The organism is Gordonia paraffinivorans NBRC 108238 (genome assembly GCF_000344155.1).
Classification (GTDB): Bacteria; Actinomycetota; Actinomycetes; order Mycobacteriales; family Mycobacteriaceae; genus Gordonia; species Gordonia paraffinivorans.
This window is the reverse complement of record NZ_BAOQ01000037.1, coordinates 24,960-39,317: the sequence shown is the minus strand read 5'-3', so window position 1 is coordinate 39,317 and position 14,358 is coordinate 24,960. Positions and strand designations below refer to the sequence as shown.

The 14,358-nt window shown below is 69.1% G+C and carries 10 protein-coding genes and 1 pseudogene; 3 read left to right on the top strand and 8 right to left on the bottom strand.

The genetic code is table 11. The features are described from left to right. Positions 1-204: 204 nt before the first annotated feature. Positions 205-3,594, top strand: coding sequence for a pyruvate carboxylase (locus GP2_RS17265; protein ID WP_006901828.1), 3,390 nt, complete (start codon positions 205-207; stop codon positions 3,592-3,594). Between the two features lie 89 nt (positions 3,595-3,683). Here the strand turns inward: GP2_RS17265 and GP2_RS17260 are convergent, their stop codons facing one another. The 4 genes from GP2_RS17260 to GP2_RS17245 are packed head-to-tail and all read right to left on the bottom strand — an operon-like array spanning position 3,684 to position 7,164. Beyond that, positions 3,684-4,304: a nucleoside/nucleotide kinase family protein gene (locus GP2_RS17260; protein ID WP_006901827.1), complete on the bottom strand. Its 621-nt coding sequence runs from the start codon at positions 4,302-4,304 to the stop codon at positions 3,684-3,686. Between the two features lie 5 nt (positions 4,305-4,309). After that, positions 4,310-4,636, bottom strand: coding sequence for a hydroxyisourate hydrolase (uraH, locus tag GP2_RS17255; protein ID WP_006901826.1), 327 nt, complete (start codon positions 4,634-4,636; stop codon positions 4,310-4,312). Then, positions 4,633-5,175: a 2-oxo-4-hydroxy-4-carboxy-5-ureidoimidazoline decarboxylase gene (gene uraD, locus GP2_RS17250; protein WP_006901825.1), complete on the bottom strand. Its 543-nt coding sequence runs from the start codon at positions 5,173-5,175 to the stop codon at positions 4,633-4,635. The genes uraH and uraD overlap by 4 nt, the downstream gene beginning before the upstream one ends. 9 nt (positions 5,176-5,184) lie before the next feature. Then, positions 5,185-7,164, bottom strand: a complete 1,980-nt coding sequence (locus tag GP2_RS17245; protein WP_006901824.1) for a solute carrier family 23 protein — start codon at positions 7,162-7,164, stop codon at positions 5,185-5,187. 182 nt (positions 7,165-7,346) lie between these two features. On the opposite strand from GP2_RS17245, the gene GP2_RS21370 reads away from it, so the two are divergent. Beyond that, the gene (locus tag GP2_RS21370; RefSeq protein WP_006901823.1) at positions 7,347-7,937 is read left to right on the top strand and encodes a nucleotidyltransferase family protein; all 591 of its coding nucleotides are present in this window, start codon (positions 7,347-7,349) and stop codon (positions 7,935-7,937) included. Here the strand turns inward: GP2_RS21370 and GP2_RS17235 are convergent. Continuing rightward, positions 7,871-9,103, bottom strand: coding sequence for an MFS transporter (locus tag GP2_RS17235; protein WP_006901822.1), 1,233 nt, complete (start codon positions 9,101-9,103; stop codon positions 7,871-7,873). The genes GP2_RS21370 and GP2_RS17235 overlap by 67 nt on opposite strands. Positions 9,104-9,793: 690 nt before the next feature. On the opposite strand from GP2_RS17235, the gene GP2_RS17230 reads away from it, so the two are divergent. Then, entirely contained in the window at positions 9,794-10,567 is a 774-nt protein-coding gene (locus GP2_RS17230) for a hypothetical protein (RefSeq protein ID WP_255218655.1), read from the top strand. A 141-nt stretch (positions 10,568-10,708) separates the two neighbouring features. Here GP2_RS17230 and GP2_RS17225 read toward each other — a convergent pair. The 3 genes and pseudogenes from GP2_RS17225 to GP2_RS17215 form a co-directional block, all read right to left on the bottom strand. After that, positions 10,709-12,791, bottom strand: a pseudogene (locus GP2_RS17225) (xanthine dehydrogenase family protein molybdopterin-binding subunit). After that, complete coding sequence (locus GP2_RS17220) at positions 12,788-13,789, bottom strand: FAD binding domain-containing protein (RefSeq protein ID WP_006901819.1); 1,002 nt, start codon at positions 13,787-13,789, stop codon at positions 12,788-12,790. The pseudogene GP2_RS17225 and the gene GP2_RS17220 overlap by 4 nt, the downstream one beginning before the upstream one ends. Further along, complete coding sequence (locus GP2_RS17215; RefSeq protein WP_040527341.1) at positions 13,786-14,298, bottom strand: 2Fe-2S iron-sulfur cluster-binding protein; 513 nt, start codon at positions 14,296-14,298, stop codon at positions 13,786-13,788. The genes GP2_RS17220 and GP2_RS17215 overlap by 4 nt, the downstream gene beginning before the upstream one ends. Positions 14,299-14,358: the final 60 nt, after the last annotated feature.

The window sequence follows — 14,358 nt, the reverse complement described above, 5'->3', positions numbered from 1 at the left end:
GGTTGCGCTTCTGTCGAGAGTTGTTGACACCCAATGGCTGTGGGCGATCGGAAGTTGCATCGAGGCGTGCTGCGGCGGGTGTCGGGCGTCGGGTCGGGCGGGCTGCGGCGTGAGTAGGATCACGTGATGTACTGCACTGGTCCGTCGATCCGGCGGCACCGGGAACACGCCGATTCCGTCGAAGCGGGAAAAGGGGAGCGCCCCATGTTCGAGAAGGTTCTGGTTGCCAACCGGGGCGAGATCGCGATCCGCGCGTTCCGCGCCGCGTACGAGCTCGGCGCGCGCACGGTGGCCGTCTACCCGTACGAGGGCCGCAACTCGACGCACCGGCTCAAGGCCGACGAGTCGTATCAGATCGGTGTGCCGGGGCATCCGGTGCGGGCGTACCTCTCGATCGACGAGATCGTGTCGGCCGCCGTGCGTTGCGGTGCCGACGCGATCTATCCGGGCTACGGGTTCCTGTCGGAGAACCCGGGGCTGGCGCGTGCCTGTGCCGAGAACGGCATCACCTTCGTCGGCCCGAGCGCGGAGGTGCTCGACCTGACCGGCAACAAGGCGACTGCGGTGGCCGCCGCCCGCGAGGCGGGGATCCCGGTGCTGGCGTCGTCGGAGCCGTCGGCCGATCCCACCGAGCTCCTCGCCGCGGCGGCCGACATGCGGTTCCCCGTGTTCGTGAAGGCCGTCGCCGGCGGGGGCGGCCGCGGCATGCGCAGGGTCGACGAGCCGGCCGATCTGCCCGAGGCGATCGCCGCGGCGTCGCGCGAGGCCGACGCCGCCTTCGGCGACCCGACGGTGTTCCTGGAACAGGCGGTGGTCGATCCGCGGCACATCGAGGTGCAGATCCTCGCCGACGATGACGGCGACGTCATCCACCTGTACGAGCGCGACTGCAGTCTGCAGCGTCGCCACCAGAAGGTGATCGAGCTGGCGCCCGCGCCGAACCTGCCGGACGAGCTGCGCGAGAAGATCTGCGCGGATGCCGTCGCCTTCGCGAAACACATCGGCTACTCGTGTGCGGGCACCGTCGAGTTCCTCCTCGACCACCAGGGCAGGCACGTGTTCATCGAGATGAACCCGCGCATCCAGGTGGAGCACACGGTGACCGAGGAGATCACCGACGTCGACCTGGTCAGCTCGCAGCTGCGCATCGCGGCCGGTGAGACGTTGGCGGACCTGGGACTGTCGCAGGAGTCGATCCGGATTCGCGGTGCGGCCCTGCAATGCCGCATCACCACCGAGGACCCGGCGAACGGATTCCGGCCCGACGTCGGCCGGATCACCGGCTACCGCAGCCCGGGCGGCGCGGGCGTGCGCCTGGACGGCGGCGCGAACCTCGGCGCGGAGGTCAGCGGGCACTTCGACTCGATGCTGGTGAAGCTGACCTGTCGCGGACGGGATTTCCCGACGGCGGTGCGACGGGCGCGTCGAGCGGTGGCGGAGTTCCGCATCCGGGGCGTGGCCACGAACATCCCGTTCCTGCAGGCGGTGCTCGACGACCCGGACTTCCGGGCCGGGCGCATCACCACGTCGTTCATCGACGAGCGTCCCGGGCTGCTGACGTCGCGGTCCTCGGCCGACCGCGGCTCCAAGATCCTCGCCTACCTGGCCGACGTGACGGTCAACAAGCCGCACGGCGAGCGTCCGACCACCGTCTATCCGCGCGACAAGCTGCCCCTGGTGGAGAGGGCGTTGCTGGCGTCGCCGCCGGACGGGTCGCGGCAGCGTCTGCTGGCGCTCGGCCCGGAGGGTTTCGCGCGTGATCTTCGGGAGAACCCGCGCCTGGGCATCACCGACACCACATTCCGTGACGCGCATCAGTCGTTGCTGGCCACCCGGGTCCGCACGACCGGATTGGTCACGGTGGCGCCGTATGTCGCCGCGCTGACGCCCGAGCTGCTGTCGGTGGAGTGCTGGGGTGGCGCGACCTACGATGTGGCGCTGCGGTTCCTGAAGGAGGACCCGTGGGATCGGTTGGCGCAGTTGCGCGAGGCCATCCCGAACATCTGCCTGCAGATGCTGCTGCGCGGCGCCAACACGGTCGGGTACACGCCGTACCCGACGAAGGTGACCACCGCGTTCGTGGCGGAGGCGACCGACGTGGGCATCGACATCTTCCGCATCTTCGACGCGCTCAACAACGTCGACGCGATGCGACCGGCGATCGACGCGGTCCGCGAGACCGGTCGGGCGGTGGCCGAGGTGGCCATGAGCTACACGGGCGATCTGATGGACCCGGCGGAGGATCTCTACACCCTCGACTACTACCTGCGGCTGGCGGAGGAGATCGTCTCCGCCGGTGCGCATGTCCTGGCGATCAAGGACATGGCCGGCCTGCTGCGCGCGCCGGCGGCCTCGAAGCTGGTGTCGGCTCTGCGGAAGAACTTCGACCTCCCGATCCACGTGCACACCCACGACACGCCGGGCGGGCAGCTGGCGACGTACCTCGCCGCCTGGGAGGCCGGCGCGGACGCGGTCGACGGTGCGTCGGCCGCGCTCGCCGGAACCACCAGCCAGCCGCCGCTGTCGGCCATCGTCGCCGCCGCCGCGCACACCGACCGCGACACCGGCCTGGACCTGGGGAGGGTCTGCGACCTCGAGCCCTACTGGGAAGCCCTGCGAAAGGTGTACGCGCCCTTCGAATCCGGGATTCCGGCGCCGACCGGGCGCGTGTACTCCCACGAGATCCCGGGCGGACAGCTGTCGAACCTGCGCCAGCAGGCGATCGCGCTGGGGCTGGGCAACCGCTTCGAGGCCGTCGAGCAGGCCTACGCCGACGCCGACCGCATCCTGGGACGCCTGGTCAAGGTCACCCCGTCGTCGAAGGTCGTCGGCGACCTCGCCCTGGCGCTGGTCGGCCGCGGGATCACCGCCGCCGACTTCGCCGCCGACCCGTCGGCCTACGACATCCCCGACTCGGTCATCGGCTTCCTGCGCGGCGAACTCGGCGACCCGCCGGGCGGCTGGCCGGAACCGCTGCGCAGCCTCGCGCTGAAGGGGCGGGCGGCGGCCCCGCCGGTCGCCGAGCTGACCGCCGACGACGAGGCGATCCTCGACAAGCCCGGCCGTGAACGGCAGGTCCGGCTCAACCATCTGCTGTTCCCCGGTCCCACAAAGGAATTCGAGGAGCACTTCGAGACGTACGGCGACACCTCGAGGCTGACGGCCAACCAGTTCTTCTACGGCCTGCGGTACGGCGAGGAACACCGGGTGTCGCTCGAGCCCGGGGTCGAGTTGATGATCGGTCTCGAGGCGATCAGCGACGCCGACGAGAAGGGCATGCGCACCGTGATGTGCGTGCTCAACGGCCAGTTGCGTCCGATCGCGGTCCGCGACCGCAGCGTCGATTCGACGGTCGCCTCCGCCGAGAAGGCCGACCGTTCCAACCCGCACCACGTGGGTGCGCCGTTCGCGGGCGTCGTCTCGCTGTCGGTCGGCGTCGGCGACAAGGTCGCGGCGGGCGCCGCCATCGGCACCATCGAGGCCATGAAGATGGAGGCCGCGATCACCGCGCCGGTCGCAGGAAAGGTCACGCGCGTCGCCATCGGACCCGTCACGCAGGTCGCGCCGGGAGATCTGCTGATCGAGATCGGCTGAGACGGTTCGGTTCCCGCGGCGAGGCTTGTCTTCCGCTCCTCGGACCCGATCAGCGGCTGGAAGCCGGCGTCGTCGGAAACGGCTGCTGCCTAGCTGTTGTCGACGACGACCTCGGCCCGTACGCGGGTCTGCGCGACGAGCGCCGCGTTCGGCTCGTCGACCGACTCGATCCATGCACGCGCCTGCGCCCCGGTCTTCCCGGCCGCCACGTGTCGCCTCAGCAGTCGCTCGCCGCGGATCGCGGTGTCGGCGTCGACGTGGACCAGCAGGTCCAGGAGGGGTCGCACCTCACGCCAGTGGGGAGCGTCGAGTCCGAGATAGTTGCCCTCGACGACGACGAGCCGCGCGGAGGCCGGGACGAGGAGCGACCCGGCGATCGGTTCGCCGGCCGTGTGGTCGAAATCGGGCGCGTAGACGTCGTGATCGGCATCGGCCACCCGACGCAGGACCGCGACGAACCCGGCGGCGTCGAAGGTGTCGGGCGCGCCCTTCCGGTGCCGGCGGCCGAGCCTTTCGAGTATCGCGTTCGACAGGTGGAACCCGTCCATCGGGACGTATCCGACCCCGGCGTCGGCGAGTCGCGTCGAGAAGCCCTCGACGAGGGATCGCGCGAGCGTCGTCTTGCCGGCGCCGGGTGGCCCGGTGATGCCGACGATCACGCGGGCATCGGTCCCGGCGAGCAGCGAATCGATCGCGTCGGCGACGGACACGCCGCTCAGCTGCCCCGATACGTCGAATACGCGAACGGGCTCAGCAGGACCGGGACGTGATAGTGCCCATCCGGATCGTCGACCTCGAAGCAGATGTCCACCTCGGGGTAGAAGCCCTTGACGTCGTTGTCGGCGAACCAGTTGCCGGTGTCGAAGACCAGGTGGTAGATGCCGGGGACGAGGGGCTCGTCGTTGACCTGCCCGATCCGTCCGTCCGAATCCGTTCGGCCCGAGGACAGTTCGGTGCCGGATGCGTCCTGGAGCGAGACCTCGACCCCGACCGCGGGCGAGCCCGACGTCGCGTCGAGTACATGGGTGGACAGACCGGTCATCCGCGGGCACCTCCGGCGTCGGGTTCGTCAGTTCGTACTGCCGGTGCCAGCATACGTTTCAGGCGGCTGCGGTTGATCTTGGCGAGCTCCATCCGCATCACCCGGCGTTCGGTCTCGGGGTCGTTGCGCAGGCGTTCCTCGAGGATTGCGAGGAGTTCTTCGGCCGGGCGGCCGTTGGCGAAGACGAGATAGACGTGCCCGAACTTGTCCTCGTACTCCTTGTTGTACTTCTTCAGGTCCTCGAGGACGGCGGCGTCCGCGCCGGTCACTCCCGACTGCTCGCGCGCCGACGACGCGTTGTCCGGGCGGTCCCCGATGCGGGGGTGCCCGGCGAGCGCCTCGTCGAGGTCGGACTCGGTGAGCTCGGCGAGGATGAGGTCGGCGTATTCGAGGACGGCTTCCTCGTCGGCGAAAGGCCGGGCCCGGGCGACGCGTAGTGCCCAGATCGTCGAACTGCAGCACTCGTACAGCGCTGCGATCGCCTGCTTCTCGGTCAGCTCGTTGAAGCTGAGGACTCCACGCCAGTCGACTCGTCGCACGCGCTCAGCCTAGGAGAGTTCCGGCCGGCGGCCGAACCGGGCGGACGTGAGCGGGTTGGCGTCGGCGACGAGATCGTCGAACCGGTGGTTCGCGATCTTCGCGATCTCGATGAGCGCGAACGACTTCTCGCTGCTCTCCGAGTTGTCCATGCGCGACCAGCCGTTGCGCAGCACGCGGTCGTAGCGTTCGGCCTCGCGGGCGCAGATGACGAGCGGGAAACCGAAGTGCTCGCGATACGCGGTCGCGAGATCGACGACGTTCTGGTGCTCGGCCTCGTCGAGCTGCGAGAGCGCCACATGGTCGACGGCGGCCATCTCGCCCGACTCGTCCTCCGCCCCGAGATCCGGGAAGGCCTGGATGAGCTCGAGCTGCTCGGCGTCGTTGCCGGTGAGCATCGCCTCCTGGAAGGCGCTGCGCAGATCGTGCACATCCTCGAACGGCCGCTGCGCGTAGGCGCGGTCGAGGACCCAGTCGACGTCCTGCACGACATGGCCGAAGGTCTCGCGGAACTTCTCCAGCGACATCTCGTTCACCTCGTCGAGGGTGATCGACCCCGCGCCGGCAACGGCCGGACCCTTTCTTCCGACGTGGAAGAACAAGAGGTTCAACAGGATCGCGGTGATCGCACCCATCGTGATGCCCGTCGAGAACGGGATCTGCAGGAAGATGTTCGGCATCGCCTGGTCGACGCCCGGGGTGGCCGGGGTGTCGACGACGTTGCCGTCGACGTCGATGACCTGCGAGGGGCCCGACGACTGCGAGAACTGGACGTACAGCGCCACCGCCAGGGAGGTGGCCGCGATGATCAGGTTGCGGTGGTCGGTGAAGTCGACCGAGGTCAGCATCTGGATGCCGACGACGGCGACGGTCGCGAACATGATCAACGCGGCGCCGCCGAGCACCGGCGCGGGGATGCACTCGACGATCTTGGCGACCTTCGGCAGCAGACCGAGCAGGATCATGATGACGCCGGCTGCGGCGACCACCCAGCGGCTCTTGACCCCCGTCAGCCGGACCAGGCCGACGTTCTCGGAGAACGCGGTGTATGGGAACGAGTTGAACGAGCCGCCGATCATCGTGGCCAGACCGTCGGCGCGGACGGTGGCGGCGATGTCCTCCTTCTTGATGCGCTTGCCGACGATCTCTCCGGTCGCGAACACCGATCCGGTCGACTCCACGGCCACCACCAGCAGCACCACGATCAGCGAGACGATGGCGACGATGTCGAAGCGGGGCCAGCCGAACGCGAACGGCGGGGTGAAGCCGACCCAGGACGCCTCGCCGACGATCTCGAACCCGGTGTCGCCCAGGAGCCACGCCACGGCGGTGCCGATGACCAGACCCAGCAATACCGCGATCGTGCCCATGAATCCGCGTAGGAACCGTTGCATGAGCACGATGAGCACGATGGTGCCGAGCGCGTAGAGGACCCACCTCGGGTTGGAGCTGTCGTGGATGTGGGTGTCCGGGTCGCTGACGGCGTCGCCCGCGCCCACCGGGATGAGGCAGATGCCGATGATCGCGATGAGGGTGCCGGTCACCACCGGCGGCAGGAAGCGGATGAGCTTCGCGAAGAACGGCGCGATCAGGAACGTGAACAGGCCCGCGGCGATGACCGCGCCGTAGACGGTCTGCAGGCCGACGCGGCCGCCGCCGTGGTCGTTGGCGATCTTGATGACCGGTGCGAGGGTGGCGAACGTGATGCCCTGGAGAAGGGGAAGCCGGACGCCGATCTTCCAGATGCCGACCGCCTGCAACAGCGACGCGATGCCGCAGGTGAACAGGTCGGCGGTGATGAGCATCGTCAGCGCCTCGGAATCGAGGTCGATGGCCCGGGCGATGAGCAGCGGCACCAGCACCGCGCCGGCGTAGAACGCCACGACGTGCTGCACGCCGAGCGTGATCATCTTGCCGACCGGGGGTACCTGGTCGACGGGGTGGACCTTCTTCTTCCGCTTCTGACCCGCGGATGCTGCGTCGGTGGCCATCGCTGCCTCATCCCCTCCCCACCGACCGTCCCGATCGGTGCGGCTCGATTCCGCGACTCGTTCCCGAGTCGGCCCGGCAGGGTAAATGGTGGTGCCGTGCGGCGCGGTCCGCTCGTCGGGGACCGAAGATTTCACAAGCGTTTACCTGGCGTCGGTGGACGCGGGTAGGGAAGAGTGGGTGCGTGCACGACGACGCGATCGACCACTCGACGAGCGCTGAAGCCCCCGGGGCCAAGGTGCTGGGCGCGGTCCTCGCCGCGGGAGCGGGCAGCCGTTATGGGAAGCCGAAAATCCTTGCCCATGACGGTGATTGGTTGGGTCTGGCGGTCGCGGCGCTGCGGGATGGCGGATGCGACGAGGTGGTCGTCGCGATGGGCGCGGCCATCGTCGAGCCGCCCCGCGGGGCCTCTGCTCTGATCGTCGAGGACTGGTCGAAGGGGGTCGGGCACTCGGTGGCTGCGATGCTCGGTGAGGCTTTGGCGAGGTCTGGGAGGTACAGCGTCCTGTTACACACCGTTGACACGCCGGACGTCGGCAGCGCGGTGGTGAGCCGGGTTCTCGACGCTGCCGGGCATCGTGCGGATGCGCTGGTCCGGGCAGTCTTCGACGGCAGGCCCGGGCACCCGGTGTACCTCGGTGCCGATCATCTGCGGCCGGCGGTCGAGGTCATCGGGGGAGACGTGGGAGCGCAGCCGTATCTGCGGGGTCATGAGGTGCGCGAGGTCGAGTGTTCCGACCTCGCGTCGGGGATCGACATCGACGTCCCGGACTGATTCCGCGTCCTGACGAGCGTGGCGAGCATGACCGCCGACATCGCCGTCAGCACGCCGACGGACACCGCGAGGATCACCATCGTCGTGCCCATCGCGGTGAAGGTCAGCAGACCGCCGGCGACGAGCACGCTCCCGCCGCCTCCGAGATACGACACGGCGTTGAAGAGCGCGTACCCGCCGCGAAGTCGCGCAAGGTTCGTCACCGAACGGACCATCGAGAGACCGGCGATCTGAGCCAGCCCCTGGGCCGCGCCGGAGAACGACGCGGACACGAACAGCACCCATGCGGTCGACGTCGCCACGCCGACGACAAGAGCGGCCGCGGCGATCGCTCCGACGGCCAGCGCCGTCCCGCCCTGTGCTGTCCACGATGCGCGGGCGAACAGCAGCTGCCCGGAGACCGCCGAGGCGAACACCAGGAAGACGAGAAGTCCGGCGGCCGTCGTGCTCGTGGTGCCGAGCGTGTCGCGCAGGAATCCCGAACCGATCGACATGTAGATCGCGCACGTGATGCCGGAGGAGAATGCGAGTGCACACGCGGCGGTCAACACCTGCCGACGCCGTTCGGGATCGGCGGGGGTGTCGTCGGGTATGCGCGCGTGGCCGTCGTGGTGGCGCGGCGAGGCCGACCCGCCCGACCGCGTCATGGTGATCACGAGGACTCCGATCACGGCGGCCAGCGCGGCTTCCATGACGAAGATCAGCTGCGTCGGCCACAGCGGCAGGTCCGCGAAGATGCCGCCCAACAGTGGACCGCAGGCCAGACCGGCGGAGATGCTCAGCCCGGCGACGGACGGGCCGGCCCTGCTGCCCCGGCGCTCGAAACTCTCGGTCACCGCGGCCGCCCCGCACGATGCGCAGATTCCCGCGGCGATGCCGCTGACGAACCGCGCGGCCAGCAGCCACCACGGGCTGGGCGCGGCGGCGAAGATCGACGCCCCGATCACGCAGCAGGCGAGCGCGGCGGCGAGCGCACGCGCCCACCCGATTCGGTCGATGAGTCGGCCGAGGCCCAGCAGTCCCACGAACACGCCGACGGGGTAGCCGGAGAAGATCACCGTCGTGAACGCGGCCGAGTACCCGAGTTCGTCCTGCCACAGCGGGTACACCGGACTGGCCATGTTGGAGAGGAGGAAGCCGACGAAGATCGCGGCGGCGGGGACCATGGCGTCCTTTCGCGGGACATCGAGACAATTCGGTATGACGAATAATCAGTATGACGAATCGCGGTCCTGATGTCTGCCGGCTGCGGCACGCCGTCGGCGACCTCCACCACCTGCTGATCCCCGGCGAACGCCAAACGGTTTCTGGCGCGCTCGGTTTTCGGCGGCCGCAAACTCCACGCATCGGTCAGCGGGGTCAGCTCGGCCTGCAGAAGCCTGTCGATGAGCCCGTGAATCGAATCGAGAATTTCGGCGGCGTCGGCGGGTCCGTCGGAATGAACGGAAATTTCAACTGCAACGGTGTCGGTCACGACGCTCATCCCCAAAGCTCTGCATATCGAATGCATGTTCGATTACAGATGGAGACCAGGAGCCCCGTAGAGCTGAAACCACAAGATGTCGGAGGGCTTATCGGGAGCCGTGCGGCCGTTCCGCTTCGTCGCGAACATCCGTATTCCCGTCGTCGGTTGCCTCCGGTGCCTGGGGACTCGTGCCAGGGAATTGCGGCGTCGTTCGACGAGAAATCTGTCAGCGCTCCCGTCGCCTTTGCCGATTCGAGACCTTCTCGTCGCCGATCCGCTGCCTGTAGAAGGCATATCTGTCGCACGACGATGAATAGGGTGCAGAAAAGAATCGGGTGAGCACGAGAAATGTGGTCATCGGAAGGCCCCGTCACCGAAGAAGGTGATCAGCATGACGCGAGCGCACCGCCGTCGACTCCTCATGGTGGTGGCGGCAGCGGTGGCCGCCGCGGTCGTAGGCGGGCTGGGGCTGACAGTGCTCGTCGGATCGTCCGAGCCGTACACCCGCCACTCGGCGCACCCGGTGCAGGACGAACACATGCCACCCGGCCTCGACATCACCTTCCGGTGGCCGTCGACGCCGGTCCTGGACCCGCAGTCCTCGGAAGGGACGTTCGTCCGCGCCTGGGTGGAATCCTTCGAACTCGCCACCGCGGGCGCATCTCCGGCCTGGGGATACCCGGGATTCGTCGAGGCGGCACCGTCGAACATCGACCAGATGATCACGGCGTACCCGACGGAGGTGACGCCGGACCGACGCCAGGTCGGCACCGCGTTCTACACCGGGCTGCGCCGGGTCGACGACGTCGACAGGACGCGGATCATCCTGTGCCGCCATGGGTATCGGTCGGTACAGCACGCCGGGCGATGGGCCATCGGGTTCGACACACCCCGACCGGTGGAGATCGACATCCGGCGGGTCGGCGATGAACCGAGTGCCGCTCCCCGAGGTGGGGAACGTACTCCGGGCACCGATGTGTTCGGCGGCTGGTACACCTCGCGCTACGATTTCGCCGCGCTCTACCCGACGCCGACTGCGGATCAGAAGGCGTGCGACGCAACGACTCCGGCGGCCCTGCCGCGGTGGCTGCCCACGGAGGACGACCAACCGTGGCCGACGGCGCCGTCGGTGCCGGGATGGTCGGCATACCCTGGAGCGGTCTGAGGGGCCGTCGATCATCCAGGCAGGCATCCGCCGACAGGGCTCCGTCCACCGAGGGTCTGTCGGCCACGAGGGCCCGGCGGCCGGGCAACATGCCAACGCTCGAGCTGGGCACGGACTTCGCACGGGCGAAGAGCGCCGGCGCTACCGGTCGGGCAGGCCGTACAGAAGGTCGTCGAGACGGACCGGGAGATCGCGGACCCGCACACCGGTCGCGTCGTGGACCGCGTTGACCACCGCGGCGGCGCTGCCGACGATCCCGATCTCGCCTGCGCCGCGCGAACCCATCGGAGTCGCATGCTCGTCCGCGTCGTCGAGCCAGACGGCGTCCACGTCGGCGATGTCGGCGTGCACCGGGATGTGGTATTCGGCGAGGTCCTGGGTGACGACGTGACCGAACCGCGGGTCCCGGACGCTCTCCTCGTGCAGGGCCATCGAGATGCCGAAGGTCATGCCGCCGATCAGCTGTGACCGCACGGTCCGCGGGTTGATGACGCGTCCTATCGAGAACACGCCGAGCATGCGCGGGATACGGATCTCGCCGGTGTCGGCGTCGACGTGCGCCTCGACGAAATGCGCACCGAACGAGGAGATCCGAAACCTCTCGGTGTCGGGGTTCTGCTCCGTCGTGGCCGTGACCTCCGCCGCCTCAGGTGGGTTCTCGCCGTATCGCTCGCGGAATCGCCGGGCCGCCGACACGATCGCCGAACCCCACGACGACGTGCCCGACGATCCGCCCGCGACGGTGGCCTTCGGAAGCACGCTGTCGCCGATCTGCAGGTCGATCCGGTCCGCGGCGACACCGAGTGCGTCGGCCGCGATCAGGGTCAGCGCGGTCCAGGCGCCGGTTCCGATGTCGGTGGCCGCGATCCTGACCGAGAAGCGTCCGCTGCGGTGGGAGATCGCCGCCTCGTTGCCGGGATTCACCATGTGCGGGTAGGTCGACGACGCGACGCCGTACCCGACCAGCCATCGTCCGTCCCGATGGGCCGCGGGCGCAGGGCGTCGATCCCAGCCGAACCTGTCTGCTCCGAGACGAAGACAATCGACGAGACGCCGCGACGACCACGGCTTGCCGGACTCCGGGTCGTCGGCCGGCTCGTTGCGGACCCGCAGGTCGATCGGGTCCATGCCCAGCCGCTCGGCGAGTTCGTCCATCGCCACCTCGCCGGCGAACATGCCGGGCGCCTCGCCCGGGGCCCGCATCCAGAACGGAGGGGGCACGTCGAGCGGGACCACGTGGTGGTCGGTGCGGCGGTGGTCGGCGGTGTACATCATCCGCGACGAGACGGCCGCCTGCTCGGCGAACTCCTTGGCCCGTGCGCTGTGGACCCACGCCTCGTGGACGAGCGCGGAGACTCGGCCGTCGAGTCCGGCAGCGAGGCGGATGCGCGAGCGAGTCGATGCGCGATGGCCGACGTAGGCGAACATGTGCTGCCGCGGCACCGCGAACTTGACGGCCCGCCCGGGTAGTCGCATGGCGGCCATCGCGGCGAGGACGTCGTGGGAGTGCGGTGATCCCTTGGAGCCGAAACCGCCCCCGACATGCGGATACGCGCATCTGCTCGGGTTCGAGTCCGAGGACCGGTGCCATAGACGACACCACGCCCTGCGTCGACTGGGTGGAGTCGTACAGGGTGAGGACCTGCTCCGCCGGTGCCCAGATCGCGACGACGGTGTGCGGTTCCATGGGGTTGTTGTGTTCTTCGGGAGTCGAATACCACTCGTCGACGACGACGGTGTCCGCCGGCGGGTCGTCGAGGATACGGTCGGGTTCGCCTGTCCGAGAGGTGGTCTCGAATCCGCCGTTGACCTTCTGCGGGCGATGGGAATCGGGGTGGTCGGCGCGGAAGACGGTGTCGTGGTCCTCGGAGAGATGTTCGACGAGCACCGATGCCACTGCCTCTCGGGCGATCTCGGGAGTCCGGGCGACCACGGCGCCGATCAGCTGACCGCGATAGGAGATCTCGGGGGACTGGAGGATGGTGAGATCTCCGTCCGAGGTGTCGTCCAGGCGCGGCGCGTCGAACACCGTGAGGACCAGTTCGACGCCATCGGTGGCGACGGCGACGGAGGAGTCGACGGACGTGACCCGGCCGCGGGCCACCGTCGCGGTGATCGGCCACAGGTACAGGGCGTCGGAGACGTGCTCGAACGCGTAGGGGGCGGTGCCGCGGACCTTGCCGGCGCCGTCGATTCGGGGACTGGAGGTGCCGATCGTGCTCATCTCGGCTGCTCCGTGGTCTGGCAGAGGTCCCTCAGCACCGACGCGAGGGTGCGCCGCAGCAACGGGATCTTGAAGGCGTTGCCGTCCAGGGGACGCGCGTCGGCGAGTTCGGCGTCAGCGGCGGCGGCGAACAGCTCGGCCGACGGGCGGTTGCCGCGCAGGACGGCTTCGGCTCGTTCGGCCCGCCACGGCGTGTGTGCGACACCCCCGAAGGCGATGCGGGCGTCGCGAATCGCCTCGCCGTCGTCGGTGCTGACTTCTGCGGCGACCGACACGAGGGCGAACGCGTACGACGCGCGGTCGCGGACCTTGCGGTACGTCGACGCCGAACCCGGGCGCGGCGCGGGCACCTCGATGGCGACGATCACGTCGGTCGGTTCGAGGACTGTGTCACGGTCGGGATGGGCGCCCGGAAGCCGGTACAGCGCGCGCAGGTCGAGCCGGCGCTCGCCGTCGGTGCCGTGGACCACCACCCGCGCGTCGAGTGCGGCGAGCGCGACGGCCATGTCCGACGGGTGGGTGGCGACGCAGTCGTCGGAGGCGCCGAGAATGGCGTGTTGGCGCGTGTGCCCGCCGAGAGCCGAACAGCCGGTGCCGGGTTCGCGCTTGTTGCAGGGCGTCGTCACATCCTGGAAGTAGACACACCGCGTGCGTTGCAGGAGATTTCCGCCGTTGGTCGCCAGGTTGCGCAACTGGGGTGACGCGCCGGACAGCAAGGCGCGGGCGAGCATCGGATGGCGGCGGCGGACGAGGGGATGGGCGGCGGTGTCGGCGTTGCGGGCGGTGGCGCCGAGACGCAGGGAGCCGTCGGGGTTCTCGGAGATCCGATCCAGGTCGAGGTGCGAGATGTCCACGAGCGCCGGAGGATCGGCGACGCCGAGTTTCATGTGGTCGACGAGGTTGGTGCCACCCGCGATCGCCCGGGCGCCCGGATGGTCGGCGAGGAAGGCGACGGCCCCGGCGACGTCGGTGGCGCGTTCGTAGGCGAACGGTCTCATCCGCCGACCACCTGTCGGATCGCGGCCAGGATGTTCGGATACGCGGCGCAGCGGCACAGGTTGCCGCTCATCCGCTCCCGGATCTCGTCGTCCGTCAGAGGCTCGGCGGACGCGTCGGGGTCCAGGTCCTCGGTGGCGTGGCTGGGGTGGCCGCCCTTCGCCTCGTCGATCATGCCGACCACCGAACAGACCTGGCCCGGCGTGCAGTAACCGCACTGGAAGGCATCGGCGTCGATGAACGCCTCTTGAACCGGATGAAGTCCGCCGTCGGCGAGTCCGTCGGCGGTCACGATCGTGGCGCCGTCGTACATGACCGCGAACGACAGGCAGCTGATGATCCGCCGGCCGTCGACGAGCACGGTGCACGAGCCGCACTGACCGTGATCGCAGCCCTTCTTCGGGGAGAAGACGCCGAGCCGGTCGCGCAGGCAGTCCAGCAGGGTGGTGCGTGTGTCGACCGTGACGTCGCGTTGTACGCCGTCGACGGAGAGCGAAACCGTGGCTTCCACGTTCGCGTGGGTACCCGGCATGCCCCCGTCCAAACCACGCGGTCGGCCACGGCGTCGAAT